At 49.4% G+C, this 17261-nt stretch carries 18 protein-coding genes; 1 reads left to right on the forward strand and 17 read right to left on the reverse strand.

Annotated features, from left to right (window positions below; genetic code table 11):
• Window positions 1-117 precede the first annotated feature (117 nt).
• From FD30_RS01985 to FD30_RS02010, 6 genes are read right to left on the reverse strand one after another with little or no spacing between them, the layout of a single operon-like run.
• Entirely contained in the window at window positions 118-552 is a 435-nt protein-coding gene (locus FD30_RS01985) for a EutP/PduV family microcompartment system protein (protein WP_056943696.1), read from the reverse strand.
• An 11-nt stretch (window positions 553-563) separates the two neighbouring features.
• Window positions 564-1268, reverse strand: coding sequence for a DUF4430 domain-containing protein (locus FD30_RS01990; RefSeq protein WP_056943697.1), 705 nt, complete (start codon window positions 1266-1268; stop codon window positions 564-566).
• Between the two features lie 23 nt (window positions 1269-1291).
• On the reverse strand, window positions 1292-2335 hold the full coding sequence (locus FD30_RS01995; RefSeq protein ID WP_056943698.1) for a prenyltransferase/squalene oxidase repeat-containing protein: 1044 nt from the start codon (window positions 2333-2335) through the stop codon (window positions 1292-1294).
• A 15-nt stretch (window positions 2336-2350) separates the two neighbouring features.
• Window positions 2351-2989, reverse strand: a complete 639-nt coding sequence (locus tag FD30_RS02000; RefSeq protein WP_056943771.1) for an ECF transporter S component — start codon at window positions 2987-2989, stop codon at window positions 2351-2353.
• Between the two features lie 25 nt (window positions 2990-3014).
• Entirely contained in the window at window positions 3015-4703 is a 1689-nt protein-coding gene (locus FD30_RS02005) for an ABC transporter ATP-binding protein (protein WP_056943699.1), read from the reverse strand.
• Window positions 4691-5587: an energy-coupling factor transporter transmembrane component T gene (locus FD30_RS02010; protein WP_056943700.1), complete on the reverse strand. Its 897-nt coding sequence runs from the start codon at window positions 5585-5587 to the stop codon at window positions 4691-4693. The genes FD30_RS02005 and FD30_RS02010 overlap by 13 nt, the downstream gene beginning before the upstream one ends.
• A 538-nt stretch (window positions 5588-6125) precedes the next feature.
• Between FD30_RS02010 and FD30_RS02015 the strand changes: the two genes are divergently transcribed.
• On the forward strand, window positions 6126-7037 hold the full coding sequence (locus FD30_RS02015) for an L-lactate dehydrogenase (protein ID WP_056943701.1): 912 nt from the start codon (window positions 6126-6128) through the stop codon (window positions 7035-7037).
• A 57-nt stretch (window positions 7038-7094) separates the two neighbouring features.
• Here the strand turns inward: FD30_RS02015 and rplS are convergent, their stop codons facing one another.
• From rplS to FD30_RS02070, 11 genes are all read right to left on the reverse strand, one after another.
• Window positions 7095-7451, reverse strand: coding sequence for a 50S ribosomal protein L19 (rplS, locus tag FD30_RS02020; RefSeq protein WP_024746440.1), 357 nt, complete (start codon window positions 7449-7451; stop codon window positions 7095-7097).
• A gap of 112 nt (window positions 7452-7563) precedes the next feature.
• Window positions 7564-8337 (reverse strand): tRNA (guanosine(37)-N1)-methyltransferase TrmD, encoded by a 774-nt coding sequence (trmD, locus tag FD30_RS02025; protein WP_056943702.1) that lies wholly within the window; start codon window positions 8335-8337, stop codon window positions 7564-7566.
• A complete protein-coding gene (rimM, locus tag FD30_RS02030; protein ID WP_056943703.1) occupies window positions 8337-8855 on the reverse strand; it encodes a ribosome maturation factor RimM in 519 nt (172 codons plus the stop codon). Before rimM ends, trmD begins: the two co-directional genes overlap by 1 nt.
• A 125-nt stretch (window positions 8856-8980) precedes the next feature.
• A complete protein-coding gene (locus tag FD30_RS02035) occupies window positions 8981-9241 on the reverse strand; it encodes a KH domain-containing protein (RefSeq protein ID WP_024746443.1) in 261 nt (86 codons plus the stop codon).
• 9 nt (window positions 9242-9250) lie between these two features.
• Window positions 9251-9526, reverse strand: a complete 276-nt coding sequence (rpsP, locus tag FD30_RS02040; protein ID WP_024746444.1) for a 30S ribosomal protein S16 — start codon at window positions 9524-9526, stop codon at window positions 9251-9253.
• A gap of 87 nt (window positions 9527-9613) precedes the next feature.
• Window positions 9614-9910, reverse strand: a complete 297-nt coding sequence (locus FD30_RS02045; RefSeq protein ID WP_056943704.1) for a hypothetical protein — start codon at window positions 9908-9910, stop codon at window positions 9614-9616.
• A 2-nt stretch (window positions 9911-9912) separates the two neighbouring features.
• On the reverse strand, window positions 9913-11235 hold the full coding sequence (locus FD30_RS02050) for a vWA domain-containing protein (RefSeq protein WP_056943705.1): 1323 nt from the start codon (window positions 11233-11235) through the stop codon (window positions 9913-9915).
• A 4-nt stretch (window positions 11236-11239) separates the two neighbouring features.
• Window positions 11240-12418, reverse strand: a complete 1179-nt coding sequence (locus tag FD30_RS02055) for an ATP-binding protein (protein WP_056943706.1) — start codon at window positions 12416-12418, stop codon at window positions 11240-11242.
• Window positions 12419-12449: 31 nt separating this feature from the next.
• Entirely contained in the window at window positions 12450-15098 is a 2649-nt protein-coding gene (locus FD30_RS02060; RefSeq protein ID WP_056943707.1) for a cation-translocating P-type ATPase, read from the reverse strand.
• Between the two features lie 231 nt (window positions 15099-15329).
• The gene (gene ffh, locus FD30_RS02065) at window positions 15330-16778 is read right to left on the reverse strand and encodes a signal recognition particle protein (protein WP_056943708.1); all 1449 of its coding nucleotides are present in this window, start codon (window positions 16776-16778) and stop codon (window positions 15330-15332) included.
• Between the two features lie 19 nt (window positions 16779-16797).
• Complete coding sequence (locus tag FD30_RS02070) at window positions 16798-17139, reverse strand: putative DNA-binding protein (protein WP_024746450.1); 342 nt, start codon at window positions 17137-17139, stop codon at window positions 16798-16800.
• Window positions 17140-17261 lie beyond the last annotated feature (122 nt).

The raw sequence follows: 17261 nt of genomic DNA on the forward strand, positions 1-17261 counted from the left end.
AGGAAAATAACAGGATAATGTAAGCGCTTTTATGTTATTTTGTTTCACCTTTAAAAACCTTAAAAGGGCATCCTCAACGCACACGATGCACGTCTGAGATACCCTTCCATTAACCGACTATTTCTTTTCTAAATAAGCTTGGAATTCATCCAGTTGTAAGCCTTTCAAAGCAGACACTTCAAAGATTCGCTGAGCTCCTGCTTCCTTAAGCTGTTTTTCTGCCCACTTCAATTGATCCAACGTCGTCACTAAATCAATTTTAGTAACAACCCCTACTACCGGGCGTCCAAACATCGTACTAAAAGCTTCTGGGAAAATTAGGCGTTGATCCGTAGCACTCTGCAATAGTACCACAACATCCGCATCCATCGCTGTGGTTGCAATATTAGTATACATCCGACGATGTTCAATAAATTCCCCTGGTGTATCAATAATATTCTTGAAAAACTCTACTGATTGGGTTTTATTGTAGTGAATTGTAAGACGATTTAGTCGCTGCAATAACGTTGTCTTGCCACAACCAATAGCACCAACAAACATTGCCCGTTTCATCTCGCCACCCCTTAATAGCCCTTAGTCGTAAAGTACCAATGTACGCGATCATGATTCGAGACCGGCTCCTTGTTGGCCCCTTTATCAATAAACTTACCATTGACTTTAAATTTCCAACCACTACCAACCTTAACGTCATTTTCTGCCAAACCATTAATACTACTTACATAAACGGCAACACCATTTTGATAGCTGATCTTTAATTTTGAGGCTTGGAGAACTGAAAATGCCGTTGAATGCCGATTAATTTTAACCGTTCCATCAAAAAAAATCTTCTTATAACCACTAACAGTAAGGTGCACCGCTTCAGATGCATGCTGGCTAGACGTAGTTGTCTTAGTGGGTTGCTTGGTCGTTACTTGCGATGTTGCCTTAGCTTGAGGCTTAGATGATGCCGAAGAAGCTTGTTTTCTGGTCGGAACTACGGTTTGCGCCTTACTCTGCCTAGTCAACTGTTTTCCGTTTCTTTCACGAATCGTCTTATGTCTTGCCGACTGCTTCGTTACCTGCTTAACGGAATGGCGTGCCTGTGATGTAACCGATGAACTCGTCGATCTGCTTGCAGAATAGTGATCATTTCGCGATATAGCCGACGAATTAACTGTTTGTTCAGCCACCGGCTGACTAGCACTCGCATAATGCTGAATGACAAATGCCGTACCTATCGTTAAAAGGGTAACAGCAATCGCAATGATAATCCCCGCCTGCTTCTTCATACTTTAACCTCCGTAAGACGTCATTATTTAAATTGATAGACAAACTTATTCGTATACTTTCCATTATGGTAAGCGGCCATTGCTACACTGACTTGTCCATAAGCCAAAGTCATACTGTAAGCACCTTTAATGGTGCCAGCATGTTGAACATACCCTAACATGTTACGCAATGGCGTGGCCTTTTGAGCAGACTTAATCGCTTTCTGATTAATCAGTTTTGCAGTCGCTTTATTAGTTGACAAAGCAATAATCGCTTCTGCTGTTGAGTTGGCATTTGGATTCTCCTTACCATTGTAGGTATAACCAAACGCCCCACTCTTATAAATATTCTTTTTTAAATAGTTACGACCTTGCTTGGCTGCTTTAGTCACTACTCCGTTATGGCTCTTCCCCATACCTAGGGCCGTCACTGCCATTGCCGTTGTATCACTATCAACACTGGCAACCGTATTATTGTAAGCCCAACCATGATTCGATTGTTGATTCTTCGCAATACGCTTACTGAGTGATGTTTTGGAGAAAGCAGCTTTACTTGGCTTCTTAAACGTCTTATTAGAAGAAACTGCAATTAAAGTTTGACTCTGAACGTTAACCGTCTGTTTCGTCATCGACTTCTTATACAACGTATTAACTAGATTCAGAGACTTCTTAGCACCAGCTGGCTTATACTTAGTTGGATTAACACCAATTGCTTGTAATCCAATAATCGCAGTTGCCAAAGTGGCCGGATCACTTTTCGTAGAGACTACCAAATTCTTTTTAACTAACTTCTTTTGACTCTTAGTAAACTTGTATCCTTGCTTTTTCAAACCCAGTAGAAAATCTGAGTACCCCGAAGCCGCACCGGTCGTAGGGTACGCCGTACTAAACATCTTTCCCTTAGTCGTTAACCCGTCTTTATTTTGCTTTAACATTTTTTTAGCATATGTATAAGCTTTCTTTTGCTTACCAGTTTGATAACTCTTAGAAGCACTCTTTACACCAGCTGCATCCGCCACTGGTACTAAGGCTCCTAAAGCTAAAATCGTCGTCATTGTGGCTACCATTACTTTTTTCGTACTAAACATTAACAATCACCCTTTTTATAGAATTTTGTACTTTAAAATCAAACGATCCATCAGTCGATGCCAAGGTCGATACAACACTAAAATACTAATCGCATTCGTTGTTGCATGCAGTGCATCAAACGGAAAACTAGATGCAAAGGATAAGAAGAAACTAGCGGGTCGTAACGGATGAACGTACGCTAAGGCGTACCACAAGTCCAATATCCAGCCGAACCATAATCCCCACAAGGCACCCCAAATAACCATCCACCAAGGTTGGTCTTTAAGTGTGCTCTTCCGAAATAATCCCGTTAATAACCCCATCACACCCCAAGCCAACATTTGCCAAGGGGTCCAAGGACCTTGACCTAAAAATAGATTAGAAACTAACGCCATCGTCGACCCAGAAACAAAGCCCAGTTCAGGCCCTAAACTTACCGAGCTGACCAGTACTACAAAACTTGTTAACTGAACATTGGGAATAGCCGCTAACGGGACCCTTCCCAGAACACCTAATGCAACAATCACAGCTAGAAACACTAATAACCGCGTCCCCATTTGCTGACGTTCGAACCGCCAATAAGCCGGCAAAATACTGCAAGCTAGACATCCAAAACTAAACCACAAATAGTGCTTTCCTTTAAATAACAGCAGTAATCCCAATAAGACTGCCATACCAACCAGAGCAATAATCAAGGGACTAAGCCAGCCGATTCTGCGCGTCGTCACTTTGTTCACCTCCTTTCACCGTCATAAGTCTCGTCACATCATCGGCAAATAAAGCCGTTGGCACCTGATTTGCCAGTAACCGATTAATCGCCGTTGTGAATATAAAGTTTTGAGTAAAAAATTGGCGGCTAGTTACTGGCGGATTAACTTGTCCGTTAAACATGAACGTACATTGTTTCGCATACCGCGCACAAAAATTCATATCATGACTAGCCATCACAATGGTCATCCCCTGCGCATGTACACGTTGCAAAATAGTACTCAGTTTACCCTTAGTCACTGGATCAAGCCCCTTAGTGGGCTCATCCAATAACAAGATTTTAGGCCGCGTCACCAAACAAATTCCGAGTCCCAAGAGCTGCTGCTGACCACCACTAAGATCAAAAACATTATGATTGGCCACATCAGCTAACTGTAATTCAGTCATAAGCGCTACCATTTGTTGCGTCGTGAATGGCTCGTCTGCTAAGCGATTCTGAGCTTCCAATTCTTCACGAACAGTTTTTCCACCAAATTGTTCAAGTGGATTTTGAGAAAGATACGCAATTTTTTGCAAACGAAGTTGATTGGATAACTTCCAAACAACTTGATTTTTCAACCGAACTTTACCGTGTTGCGGTTTTAACAGGCCGGCCAATACCGACAGGAGCGTTGATTTACCAGAACCATTTTTTCCAATAATTGCCAACCAATCTCCTTGATATAATTCCAGATTTAGATGTCGTAACACCACATGACCGTTAAAATCTAGTGTGATATTTTTAGCCGCCAATAAACGTTCCCCTTGAGATACTAATTGTGGTGTTAAATTCCGTTTCAACCTGAACCTCTCACCACTAGCTGCCAATAAGTGACGCCCAGCTGGAATAGAGAGCGGTAAAGTTGCTACAGGTATTCTATGTTGTAAAAAAAAGTGCGGAATAGGCGGTACAAACTCAGATAGCTCTGGCATTTTTGCCATTTTACGTAGGCCCTCAGACACACTCCCATCGCAAAGGAGTTTACCTGCTTGCAAAACAATTAATCGGTTAGCCAGCCCTAACACCCGACTCAACCGGTGTTCGGTTAAAACAATGGTCGTTCCTAATTCATCATGTACTTGACGCAACACGTTCAAAAAATTCTGAGCAGTAGTCGGATCCAACTGGGCTGTCGGTTCATCTAAAAGAATTATTTCCGGCTTAAGTGCTAAGACCGATGCAAGATTTACCAGCTGAACTTGTCCACCCGATAGCGTCTTAATAGACCGTGTCAAGAACTTATCTAGTCCCAAAAAATTAGCCAGTTCTGCAATCCGACTATTAATAACTTCATTAGAGTAGCCCAAGTTTTCCAATGGAAAAGCCAGCTCCTCAATAACCGTTGCCATAATGGGTTGCGTCTGCGGATTCTGAGCTACAAACCCAATTTCTTGTGCGCTACTCGTTTGCTCTAAGTCTGCAATCGCTTGCCCCTTATATAGAACCTGTCCCGTTTTTTGCCCTGCCGGTAATAGCTCTTGCTTTAGTTGTTTTAATAAGGTCGTCTTACCGCTTCCGGTGGTTCCCGCTAAAACCAAAAAGTCCCCTTTTTGAATCGAAAACTGAATATCTTCTAATGCTAGTTTCTTTGTGCCTGGATAGCTAAAGGTTAATTTATTTATTCGTATTAGTTGGCCCATAATCGGTATCCTCCTTCCCCAATGAGTGGTAATCCAATAAAAACAATTAACAATCCGACTAGTGACCAGTCATGCGCGCGTTGCCACTGCACCATAACCACGTCGCTCGTCCACCCCCATCCTTGTAACCGTGCTAGGATTAGTAATCCAAATAATCCCGTCGCCACGACTAAAAAGATGCCATCTGCTATTTGGAAGCCAAAACGCTGGTACTGACTCCGTTTCCGAGCACCAAAACCACGAGCTTCCATTAACACCGCCGTCTCCATTGAATCAGAAACACCATCGATCAAAACAATTCGCAATAGTCGTCCAGTACTCTTAAGCCGCTGACGAAAACTCCCTTCACTAATGATGATGTTACGATTTTTTTGCAGCATCACTAACCGCTCCATCTTCTGAACAAATAAATCCACCAACCGTAAAGAAATAGTCAATAACATTGCCAAACGCGGTACTATTGGAAACAATATGTAACTTATCTTAGGAATCGTCATGACGCCGTTGAACCATACAAACGCAACAATCATAGCTCCTAACGATAAAGCCATAGTTAATCCGTAGATAACGCCCGATTCGGTTAAATTAAATTCCCAATTCATAAAGTGCCACTGCCAAACTAACCGTCTACCCGTCTGATTCAAGACAAGATTGAACACAAAGATAATACCCATAAAACTTAAACTACTAATTAGTAGCCGGCGGACCTTTTGAGAGTCAAAATAGAAACAGCAAATACCAATAAGTGAAATAAATATCCCTATTACTAGAATTAGGTGATTAAACAGTAATAGTAGCGTAAATAATTCAATAAAGTAGCCCATCACCGTTAGCGGATGTAACTCACTTATAAAACTTAATTCGCTCACAACACCCGCTTGCATAATCATGTGACCTCCTAAGTCTGTTTTGTAATCGTTTTCTTACAAACTTTATCCTACCATGGCAAAATTAACCACACAGCCAATATTTTGACAAACTTAGCGCTTTTTTATACCAGCGCTATCTCTATTTTGACATCACATTTCAAAATAGTCCCATTTTGACAAAAAACAAATAAGTACCGAAACCCGTTTAACGCTCCTGATTGTGTAAAACATCACTTTTGTATAAACGGTCAAATATAGCTGTATAATCGCACAAATCACTATATACAGTTGTACTTTTTTGATCAGTCACACTATCTTGTGGTTCCTACCCAGAAAAGTATACTCGTCTCTGCGCTTAAATTCAGGAAAATACTCACTTTTCTTGACCCCACATTTAAGAAAAAGACGTCTTGACAACTTTTTTCCCCTAACCATAAAATTTGTTTTCGCAAAGTCCGTCAATATCCCCTCTCCCCCTCGAACCCACCAAAAATCAAGCGTATAATGAAAGTGGTTTCATGTATAAAAATTTTGTTTATGAGGAGTGGCTTCAATGACTAGAAAAATTGGCATTATTGGCATGGGCAACGTCGGAGCAGCTTGCGCACACTACATTGTCGCGGGAGGCTTCGTTGATGAACTGGTGCTCATCGACCAGAATCTGAAGAAGGTCCAAGCCGATGCCCTGGACTTCGAAGACGCCATGGCGAACCTGCCTTACCACACCAACATCTACGTCAACGATTATCACCAATTAGACGATGCGGACGTCGTAATCTCTTCTGTGGGGCATATCAAACTCCTAGGGGGCGATCATCCCAACCGTTTTGCCGAACTCAAACCTACCGGTGACGACGTCAAAGTTGTCGCTAACGAGCTCAAGCAAACCAAGTTCAACGGGACCTTAGTCGTCATCAGCAATCCCAATGACGTCATGACCTCCCTCTATCAAGAACTCACTGGACTGCCTAAGGAACGGGTCATCGGGACCGGGACCCTCTTGGACGGTGCCCGGATGAAACGCGCCGTCGGTAAGGCTTTCCACGTCGATCCCCGCTCCGTTGAAGGCTATAACTTGGGCGAACACGGAAACTCCCAATTCACCGCCTGGTCCACCGTCAAAGTCCTAGATCAACCCGTTGCGGACCTGGCCGCCAAGCAAGGCTTAGACCTCGAGCAGATCAACGAAGACGTCCGGATGGGTGGCTTCACCGTCTTTAACGGCAAGGGCTACACCAACTATGGGGTCTCGACCGCTGCCGTTCGCTTAGCGATGGCCGTAATCAACGACGCCCACGAGGAACTTCCCATTTCCAACTACCGCGCTGAGTATGGCACCTACCTCTCCTACCCGGCCATTATCGGTCGTCAAGGCGTTGAGCAACAGATCACTTTAAACCTACCACAAGACGAACTCGACAAGCTGCAGGCTTCCGCCGATTACATTAAGAAGAACCTTAACTAAAAATTGGGCACAAAAAAACACCGACCACAAGGGTTGGTGTTTTTTGTGTGTTGTTGATTAGCCGCGACGACGTTCTGGAATCCGCGCAGCCTTACCGTTAAGGTCACGTAAGTAGTAAAGCTTGTTACGACGAACCTTACCTTGACGAACAACATCAATCTTAGCAACACGTGGTGAGTGTAATGGGAAGATCCGTTCCACACCGATCCCGTTACTGATCTTACGAACAGTGTAGGTCGCTTGGACACCGGCACCCTTACGCTTGATAACGACACCTTCGAACAATTGGATCCGTTCGCGGGTACCTTCAACGATCCGGGCGTGAACCCGAACAGTATCCCCAGCACGGAAGTCTGGTAAGTCATCACGTAATTGAGCTTGGTTAATCTTAGCAATTAATTGGTTTTGGCGCATAATTTATTCTTTCCTTTCGCCAACATTCATTCTCAGTTTCGACAGCGGAATGTTGTTTATGTGGCTAAACAGCCAAAAATAAGTGTAGCATATCTGCTGACCCCTGTAAAGGTTATTTTCTTGACTCCAGATGTTGTCGTTCCTCTTCTTCAATCCGTACGTCCGCGAGCAACCGCTTCTGTAACGGCGTCAGCTGCTGGTGGTCAATCAGATCCGGTCGGCGCAAGTAAGTCCGCCGAAGAGACTCCTTGAGCCGCCATTCGTCGATCTTCTGATGATTCCCACTAATCAAGACGTCGGGTACCGGCATCCCCCGGAAGTCCGCTGGCCGCGTGTACTGTGGGTACTCCAGCAAGCCCGTCGAGAAGGAGTCTCCCGGCGCCGACTCCGCGTTGCCTAAGACCCCGGGCAACAACCGCACCGTCGCATCGATCATGACCATCGTCGGCAATTCGCCACCGGTCAGCACGAAGTCCCCCAAAGAGACCTCATCCGTTACCAGCTGGCGAATCCGTTCATCATAGCCCTCATAATGGCCGCACAGGAACGTCAAGTGTTCTTCGTGAGCAAACGTCTCCGCAACGTGCTGGTCAAAGGTCACCCCTGCTGGGTCGGTCAAAATTACCCGCCCCTTAGGAAGGCCCTCAGCCGCCGCCTGCGCTTGCGTCGCCGCTAGCGCATCAAAGATGGGTTGGGGCTGTAATAACATCCCTGCGCCCCCGCCAAAGGGGTAATCGTCCACGTTGCCGTGCTTGTTCGTCGAATAATCTCGAAAGTTAGTCACGGGCATCGTTAAATGACCGTTCTCAATGGCCTTACCTACGATTGAATCGTGCATGGGACCACTAAACATGTCGGGAAACAAACTTAAGACGTCAATTCGCATTAGTCTAATCCCTCCATTAATTCTACAGTCACTTGATGCTGGTCCAAGTCGACCCGTTTAATCACCTGGTCGATCTTGGGCAATAGTAGGTCGGACTGCCCCGGTCGCGCGACGACCCACACATCGTTGGCCCCCGGTGACAAGATTTCTTTAATGGTTCCTACCGGTTCCCCATCTTCCGTCACCACGGATAAGCCCACAATCTGGTGGTAGTAGTATTCCCCCGGCTTCAGGTCATCCGCCTGCAACTGATCATCATCAATCTTCAAGACCGCCGTCTTCAACCGCTCAACATCGTTAATGGATGGGCGCCCCGCAAAACTGAGCAGATAAAAGTTTTTGTGTTGACGCACCGTCTTAACGGTCAGTTGAATGGGCGTTGGCTGATTCGGCATAAAGGCAAACAGGGTCGCGCCCACCGCAAACCGGCTCTGGGGGAAATCAGTCGTAGCCACAACCCGGACTTCCCCTTTAATGCCGTGCGTGTTTACCAGAGTTCCTACAGTATAGTACGCCATTAATCCTTCTCCTATCTTGGTGAGCCGCTTTACGGATGCCGCGCTGTGACCGGCTGTAAAGCGGTATTTTTAGCTTCGTTGTTTTAAAAAATATGCTACAAAAAACTCGAGGAAACGTCGCCGCCTCACTCGAGTGTCTTTGCTGGTTGGTCATCAATGATGAGCCGAACCCGTTTATTGCCCTGTACGCGCACGCTATAGACGATTGTCCGGATAGCCTGTGCCACACGGCCTTGCTTACCGATCACCCGACCAACGTCGTCCGGATGAACAGCTAACCGATACTCGTAGAACCGGTCGGTCTCTGTCATAGAAACAGCTAACGCGTCCGGATGCTCTACCAGTGGGCTTACAATTGCAAGAATTAATGCCTTAAAATCGGTCATGGCTAATCACTACTTTTTAGTGTACTTAGCTTCGTGGTATTGCTTCATGATCCCGGCGTTCGAAAGCAAGTTCTTAACCGTATCTGAAGGTTGAGCACCATTGTTCAACCAGTTCATGATCGATTCTTCGTTCAACTTAACTTGAGCTGGGTTCGTAACTGGGTTATAAGTCCCAACGTTTTCGATAAAACGGCCATCACGAGGGCTCCGAGAATCGGCAACCACGATCCGGTAGAATGGGCGCTTCTTAGAACCCATCCGCTTCAGACGAATCTTTACTGACATGTAGACACCTCCTGTATTTCTTTCAACGTGTAATAATATACCAGTTTCTGGATATGATGTAAAGAGTTTTTTCTTTACACCTTTAAATTATTCAAACGGGCGGCGTAACCAGCTGATGACGTTCGGTGTCAGGTAGGTCTGATGCTGGCTGATCCAAGTCTGAACCGCCCCGTAATCCGTGAAATCCAAGACCAACGGACTCACCCCACTGGCTTGCAAGTCCCGCACAAAGCGAAGATCCGCAATGCTGATGGGTGCCTGATATAGTGGGTTCGCCGTTGTCCGGCCACCCCAATCATCGGCCAAGATCGCCTGTGCATTGAGGTAAGCCGGCTGCTGTAAGATCAAGGCCCGTAATTCCGTGGCCGTTAACATCTGCGTCATCGTTATCCCTCCCGTTGCGCTTGCCATTCTGGATCATCCGCTAAGCTAATCACCACGCCCGGTGCCGGCTGCACCGACAGCTGTGTTGCCGGGCTGGTCAGTAACCAGACTAGATTGCCTGATTGGGTCCCAGTCACATGGTCTTCGCCATAGCCATCGGTCAGGATAATCGTCAGCTGTCCTGCCTGATGCGTCAGTTGCGGTAAAACATCGAACACCGCTTGAAAGCGGGTCCCACCGCCACCAACGCGTTGTACGTCATGGACCCGCCCCGTAAACTGGTACCGCTCAGCTAGATGGACCTGCGTATCGAACGGATAGACCGTGATCGACGCCGGGTATAGGGCCAAGAGCCCCGCTAACTGTCCCAACAAGTCGCCAATCTCCTGGTTTCCCATCGATCCTGACTCGTCCACGAAGACCCGAATCTCCTGCCAAGTCTGTACGACCTGACCGGGTAAGTCCATCCGATAAGGTTGCCGCCGATTGAACCGCCCATAAGCGGGCTGGCGTCCATCCGGAACCTGTCCCAGATAACGCTGCAGCAATGCCCGCCAGTTTAACGATCGTTGGGCCGGCACAACGGCTAAGGCCGCCCGAATGGCACCGGGTAATGTTCCGCGTTGCTTCGCCGATAGTTCCGCAGCAGTAGTGGTAAACAACTGCTGGCGCCATTGCTGACGCTCTAAAGCTGAGCCAGCCGGCGCCTCAGTCCAGGTCTGGTGATCATCCCACGCAGTCGCTGCGTCCACGGGACGGCCATCTGTAGCGTTGTTTGGCCCCCGCTGCGGTAAGTCGTGGCCCGGCTGAGTTTGTCGTTGCCAGCGCTGTAAGACCTGCCAATACGCGTTAGAATCCTGCCGGCGCGCAACTGGTCGTCCCACCAACGCCTGCAATCGACGACTGGTAATCGCCTGCGTCGGTAAATCCGTTAAATAGTCGTTGACCGCCGCATCCGTTGCCCAGCGAACCAACGCCGCCTGATGGGGCGATTTTAGGGCCGCCGCGTACCGCTCCGGATGCTGCCACAGGAGATGGAGCACCGTGTGCCGCAACATGGCTAACCACTGTGGCCCCGTCCAATCGGCTTGAGCCAACCGTCCAGGATCGACCACAAGTTGCCACTCGTGAGCCGTCGCCCGCAGTGCCAGCACAGCGGACCCCGAACAAAGCTTAAGGGTCAGTTGGCTGAGCACCCGCCCATAAAAGGGATCCGTCCGTAACAGATACATCACGGCATCGCGATACACCTGCTGCGTCGCCCTAGATTGCGTCTGAGTAGGCAGATCAGCCAGGCGTTGTAAGCTTGCTGTTAAACTACGCATCCCACTACACCTCGATCTGACTGCCCCGCTGACCAATCGCTGTCAGTTCCGCATATAGCTTAGCGACCGCCGGAACAGTTGCCGTCTGGGCTTGTAGCCCTTCCAACAAATTTGGTGCCTGCGCAATCGCCCGAGCGATTGCAAACTGACCATCCGCTGGGCAGACCCGCAGCAGTTCATCAAAGCGTTGGGCCCACCGCCCAGTAGTCAGTGGCCAATCCTGCTGAGATTTCACAGCCTGGGCCAGCAGGCGCTGTTGCTGAGCTAGCGTGAGCTGAGTAAACCGGGTCACCGCATCGGGGGCCGTATAAGCCTCAGCGACCGTCAACGTTACCCGGTGTTCGAGGACGTACCCTGAAAATGCTGAGCCAACAGCATCCCCCAGATTCCCGCGGACAAGCTCTTGCACCAGTGCCGCTTGTCCTAACAGATCACGGCGGTCCAACTCCCGTAACAGACCAGAGACCCGCGTCCACGCCCGAGGCGTTGGTCGCAGGTCATCGTCTGGTGTTGCCTGGGTCACCGTTCCGGTCAGTTCTGCCGGGTGTTCGGTGAGATAAGTGGTCACTAAGGGACTGACCCGGGGCCCACCGGCCACCTGAGTCGTCGCCCAAGTCAACCAAGTTGCGGGATCCGCCTGGAGCACTAATCGGGTGGTTCGGTCCACGATTGCCGCATCCCCAGGGGTCACCCCGTAATGGCTAGCCGCAAAGCCTGCCATAGTTGCATCGGGGTTCTCCGCTAAGATCAGATGAACTTGCTGAGGAAGTTGCAACCCGTTGATCTGGCGTTGCAAGACCAGGTTCATCAGTTCACTTTGAACGGCTTGGGTCCCCCGGTTGAATTCGTCTAAGAACCAGATGATTTCCTGATCTGGGTATGCTTCTGCTTGCCGAATCAGGGCGACCAAGGTATGCGAATAGCCAAACTGAACGTCGGCTAACCGGCCAAAATGTTTCGTCTGGACGAATGAGTCGCTGGTCAACGGGGGAACTGGAATCACCAGATCCCCCTTTTCAACCAAACTAACCACCGTCGTGAACAACTTGGCGCCTCGTTTTTGAGCCAGTTCCGCCACTAAGGCAGATTTCCCGATACCCGCCTCACCCACGATTGTGGGGACGCTATCGGTTGCCAAAACCACCTCAATCGCCTGTAAACATTCCGGATAAGTGAGTGCCACGGCTAAGTTCCTCCTTTTAAAACGTTTAGGCTTATTTTACCACGCGTCGTTGGAAGAACTTCACGATTTCTACAATGACCACCATCAAGATACCCGCTAAAACGACCACTGCCCACTGGTACAGGTCCAAGTGCGTGACGTGGAACATCCCGTTTAAGCCCGGAATCAAAATCGTCATGGCAAGTAACCCAAAGGCAATCGCAATCGCCCAGTTAAAGAAGGTGTTGCGCCAAAGCCCCACTTTGAAGATGGATCCGTGAATCGATTTCGAGTTAAAGGCGTGGAACAGTTGAATCAGACCCAACGTGGCAAAAGCCATGGTCAACGCATCGGCATGCGCCAAATCAGACGCCGCGTGCACCGGATACGTGATGGCAAACCAGTAAACGCCCAGAGTCAAGGCTCCTTCTAGGAACCCTTGATACAAGATGCCGTTGAGGACTCCACCAGAGAAGAAGTTCGACCGCCGACCACGTGGCGGCCGGTTCATCAGGTTCCGTTCCAGCGGTTCAATCCCCAGCGCAATGGCCGGTAAGGTATCCGTCACCAGGTTGATCCAGAGGATGTGCACGGGGGCCAGAATCTGCCAACCCAACATGGTCATCATGAAGAGCGTCAAGACTTCCCCTAAGTTAGCGGAAAGCAAGTATTGGATGGCCTTTTGAATGTTGGCAAACACCTTTCGGCCCTCTTCAACCGCCACCACGATCGTCGCAAAGTTATCGTCGGCCAGCACCATGTCACTGGCGCCCTTAGCTACTTCCGTTCCGGTGATCCCCATGCCAATTCCAATATCCGCAGCCTTTAACGCGGGCGCGTCGTTCACGCCATCCCCCGTCATTGCGACCACCTTACCGCGCTTCTGCCAAGCATTCACGATCCGGACCTTGTGCTCTGGCGCCACCCGCGCGTAGACGGCATAATCACCGACCCGCTTTTGGAACGTCGCATCGTCCATCGCGTCAAGTTCGGCCCCGGTCAAGACCGCCTGGGTCTCTCCGGGCTGGATGATGCCTAACCGCGCCGTGATGGCGGCCGCCGTATCCCGGTGGTCACCGGTAATCATCACGGGCCGAATTCCCGCCGCCTGAGCTTCTGCGACGGCTTGGGCTACTTCGGGACGCTCAGGGTCGATCATGCCGACTAAGCCCGCAAACACCAACTCTTGTTCCGTATTTTCAGTAGTCAACTTAGTAGGAAGCTGGTCAACAATTCGGTACGCAAAACCTAAGACCCGAATTGCCTGGGTCGCCAACTCATGGTTGACCGCCAAGACGTCTTGCCGTTGGGCCGTCGTAAACGCACTCACAGTCCCGTCTAAGTCCACCTGGGTCACCCGCTTCAGTAATTCATCCGGGGCCCCCTTAACGGCCACAAGGAAACGACCATCGTTCAACGGGTGGGCCGTCGTCATCAATTTCCGTTCTGAATCAAACGGAATCTCAGCGACCCGGGGTAGGGCCTTCAGCGTCTGATCGACTGGAAATTCACGGTCCAGCTGGTATTGAACCAACGCCGTTTCAGTCGGATCCCCTGCTAAGCCGTCCGCCATTTGCTGGGTATCGTTGCTGAGAATCATGACCCGAGCCAGCGGATCATCCGCCGTCACGGGTTGGTCGGCGGCTTCCATCAAGTGCCCGTTTTGGTAGACCTTTTCCACCGTCATCTTGTTTTGCGTCAGCGTTCCCGTCTTATCGGAAGCAATAACGTCCGTGCTCCCCAACGTTTCCACAGCCGGCAGCTTCCGCACTAACGCGTGGCGCTTAGCCATTCGCTGGGTCCCTAATGCCAAGGTGATGGTCACAATGGCCGGTAACCCTTCTGGAATCGCCGCAACGGCTAACGAAATCGCCGTTAACAGCATGTCGATCACGCTCTCCGTTCCCCGCCAAAGTCCTAAACCAAAAACCACGGCCGCGATAATCAAAATGAGGACCGTTAACGCTTTTCCTAATTGCATCAAGTTGAGCTGGAGTGGCGTTGTCGTCTCATCCGCTGCTTCCAGCATCCCCGCGATTCGGCCCACTTCCGTCTGCATCCCGGTCGCAATCACGACTCCGGTCGCCCGGCCATAGGTCACGTTACTGTTCATAAACGCCAGGTTCGTCCGGTCACCCAACCCTAAGTTGTCCTGCGTCAACGTCGCACTGGTCTTCTCCACCGGAACCGATTCCCCGGTCAACGCCGATTCTTCGACCTTAAGCCCCGCGACGTCTACTAACCGCAGATCAGCTGGGACCACGTCACCGGCCTCCAGTAAGACCACATCCCCAACCACTAATTCGTCACTCTTGACCGTCAGAACTTCTCCGTTCCGGCGAATCGTCGCGTTGGGGGCCGACATCTCCTTTAACGCGTTAATGGCTTCTTCAGCCTTCGCTTCCTGGAACACCCCGAACACGGCATTGAGAATCACCACTAACAGAATGATCACGGCATCGACCATTTCTCCGGTCAACCCGGCAATCAATGCGGCGACCAGTAAGACAATGATCATTAAATCCTTGAACTGACCTAAAAAGCGTTGGATGAGCGTGGTTTTCTTTTGCTGATTCAACGCATTTTTGCCGTTTTGGGCCAGTCGTTGGGCCGCCACGTCAGGGGATAATCCCTGTTCCGTGGTGGCTAACGTTTGATAAATCTGGGTAATGGGTTGCTGATACAGCGGTGTTTTCGTCATATTTCTTCCTCCTGCATGACTGTGCCGTACCGCGGGTCCCACTTTCTTTGGATAAAAGAAAATGAGACCTACGCGCGTACACATACTTGTGAACACACATAAGTCTCACCATTTAAGGTAATCCCGGAACGTCTTCTTGCTGACGAGATTATCACAGATTTTATTCTGCCAGTTACTCCCTTATGATTGTAAGGTGAGTATACCGAAATTTTCGTGAAATGTCTATGAAAATTACTTCTTCCGGCGTTTGCCCTTCAACCGTTTGCGCTTTTTCTTCTTCATTTGACGCGACATCCGGTTCAAGGCCATCTTTTGCATCCGGCCGGACAAACCGCCGCCCATACCGGCTTGACCCATCATCTGTTCCATGCCGGACATGTTGCCCTTGGACATCTGGTTCATCATTTTCTTCATCTGGTTGAACTGCTTGATCATCCGGTTAACTTCGTGAATCGGTCGTCCAGAACCGGCCGCAATTCGCCGTCGCCGTGAGGGATTCAAGAGGTCGGGGTTAGTCCGTTCAGCGGGCGTCATTGAATAGACTACCGCCTTTAAGTGTCCCATATCTTTCGGGTCGACCTGAACGTTCTTCATCGCCGGATTGTTCGCCATCCCCGGAATCATCTTCATCAAGTCTTCCATCGGCCCCATCTTCTGAATCTGGTCGATCTGGTCAATGAAATCATTGAAGTCAAAGGAATTTTCCTGAATCTTTTCAGTCAACTCTTGGGCTTGCTTGGCGTCGTATTCCTTCTGGGTCTTTTCAATCAGGGACAGCATGTCCCCCATTCCCAGGATCCGTGAAGCCATCCGGTCGGGGTGGAAGACGTCTAATTGCGTCATCTTTTCCCCTTGCCCGATGAACTTGATTGGCTTGCCGGTCACGGCCCGAATCGACAGTGCCGCCCCACCACGGGTGTCCCCGTCTAACTTGGTCAAGACGACCCCGGTCACGTCCAACTTGTCGTTGAACCCTTCAGCCGTAGCCACGGCGTTTTGCCCGGTCATGGCATCTACCGTCAGTAAGATTTCATTCGGGTGGGCTAAGGCCTTGATATTAGCCAGCTCATCCATCAATTGTTCATCAATCTGCAACCGTCCGGCGGTATCGATGATCACGTAGTCGTTATGGTTGGCTTCGGCTTGAGCTAACCCCTGACGCACGATTTCCACGGGGTCGACATCCGTGCCCAATTGAAAGACGGGGACGTCGATTCCCGCAGCTACCTGGACTAATTGATCAATCGCGGCTGGCCGATAAACGTCGGCCGCAATCATTAACGGCCGTGCCTTTTCCTCGTTCTTCAACCGTAAAGCCAGTTTCCCGGCCGTGGTGGTCTTCCCGGCCCCTTGCAACCCGACCATCATGATGATTGTCGGAATCTTCGGTGCTTTATTCAGGGGAACCGCTTCGTCCCCCATGGTCTTGGTCAACTCTTCGTCAACGATCTTGACGATTTGTTGCGCTGGATTCAAGCCCTCGAGGACGTCGGCCCCCATCGCCCGTTCACGAACTTGCTTCACAAAGTCTTTTACGACCGTAAAGTTAACGTCGGCTGCCAACAGGGCGAGTCGAATCTCGCGCATGGTCTCTCGCAGGTCACTTTCGGAAACCTTTCCTTTTCCGCGCAACTTCCGCATTGCATTCTGTAATCGTTCGGTCAATCCTTCAAACGCCATTAAACTTGCCACCTAACTTTCATTGTTCTTCTAAGTTCTCTAAGCCTGCGACCAGTCGGTTCAGTTCCGCGTCATGGGGATAATGCGCCTTGACGTAAGACTGAATCTCATCGGCCTGGTCGTTTCTGGCTGTAAATTCTTGATAAAGATGCAACTTGGCCTCGTAGGCCTCCAGAATCTTTTCGGTCCGCCGGAGATTATCGTAGACGGCCTGACGGCTCACGTTAAATTCCTCAGCGATTTCTCCCAAGGAATAGTCATCGCCATAGTACAACTGCATATAGTTGTTTTGTTTGGTCGTCAATAACGGCTGGTAGAACGCAAAGAGGGAATTAATCCGATAATTCTTTTCCAGTTCCATAATTACGCCCTCCTCAAAGTGTCACACTCTATTAGAGTACCGATTTTTCGCGCGCTCGTCAATTTTTTTCACGACGACCGTTCCGGTTCTTAAAAAACGGGTATGACCGTTAACCGCCATAC

The organism is Levilactobacillus namurensis DSM 19117 (assembly GCF_001434785.1).
Taxonomy (GTDB): domain Bacteria; phylum Bacillota; class Bacilli; order Lactobacillales; family Lactobacillaceae; genus Levilactobacillus; species Levilactobacillus namurensis.

Coding starts and splice junctions, on each gene's coding strand:
- FD30_RS01985 (WP_056943696.1), bottom strand. CDS start 552: ATGAAACGGGCAATGTTTGTTGGTGCTATTGGTTGTGGCAAGACAACG.
- FD30_RS01990 (WP_056943697.1), bottom strand. CDS start 1,268: ATGAAGAAGCAGGCGGGGATTATCATTGCGATTGCTGTTACCCTTTTA.
- FD30_RS01995 (WP_056943698.1), bottom strand. CDS start 2,335: ATGTTTAGTACGAAAAAAGTAATGGTAGCCACAATGACGACGATTTTA.
- FD30_RS02000 (WP_056943771.1), bottom strand. CDS start 2,989: ATGGCAGTCTTATTGGGATTACTGCTGTTATTTAAAGGAAAGCACTAT.
- FD30_RS02005 (WP_056943699.1), bottom strand. CDS start 4,703: ATGGGCCAACTAATACGAATAAATAAATTAACCTTTAGCTATCCAGGC.
- FD30_RS02010 (WP_056943700.1), bottom strand. CDS start 5,587: ATGCAAGCGGGTGTTGTGAGCGAATTAAGTTTTATAAGTGAGTTACAT.
- FD30_RS02015 (WP_056943701.1), top strand. CDS start 6,126: ATGACTAGAAAAATTGGCATTATTGGCATGGGCAACGTCGGAGCAGCT.
- rplS (WP_024746440.1), bottom strand. CDS start 7,451: ATGCGCCAAAACCAATTAATTGCTAAGATTAACCAAGCTCAATTACGT.
- trmD (WP_056943702.1), bottom strand. CDS start 8,337: ATGCGAATTGACGTCTTAAGTTTGTTTCCCGACATGTTTAGTGGTCCC.
- rimM (WP_056943703.1), bottom strand. CDS start 8,855: ATGGCGTACTATACTGTAGGAACTCTGGTAAACACGCACGGCATTAAA.
- FD30_RS02035 (WP_024746443.1), bottom strand. CDS start 9,241: ATGACCGATTTTAAGGCATTAATTCTTGCAATTGTAAGCCCACTGGTA.
- rpsP (WP_024746444.1), bottom strand. CDS start 9,526: ATGTCAGTAAAGATTCGTCTGAAGCGGATGGGTTCTAAGAAGCGCCCA.
- FD30_RS02045 (WP_056943704.1), bottom strand. CDS start 9,910: ATGACGCAGATGTTAACGGCCACGGAATTACGGGCCTTGATCTTACAG.
- FD30_RS02050 (WP_056943705.1), bottom strand. CDS start 11,235: ATGCGTAGTTTAACAGCAAGCTTACAACGCCTGGCTGATCTGCCTACT.
- FD30_RS02060 (WP_056943707.1), bottom strand. CDS start 15,098: ATGACGAAAACACCGCTGTATCAGCAACCCATTACCCAGATTTATCAA.
- ffh (WP_056943708.1), bottom strand. CDS start 16,778: ATGGCGTTTGAAGGATTGACCGAACGATTACAGAATGCAATGCGGAAG.
- FD30_RS02070 (WP_024746450.1), bottom strand. CDS start 17,139: ATGGAACTGGAAAAGAATTATCGGATTAATTCCCTCTTTGCGTTCTAC.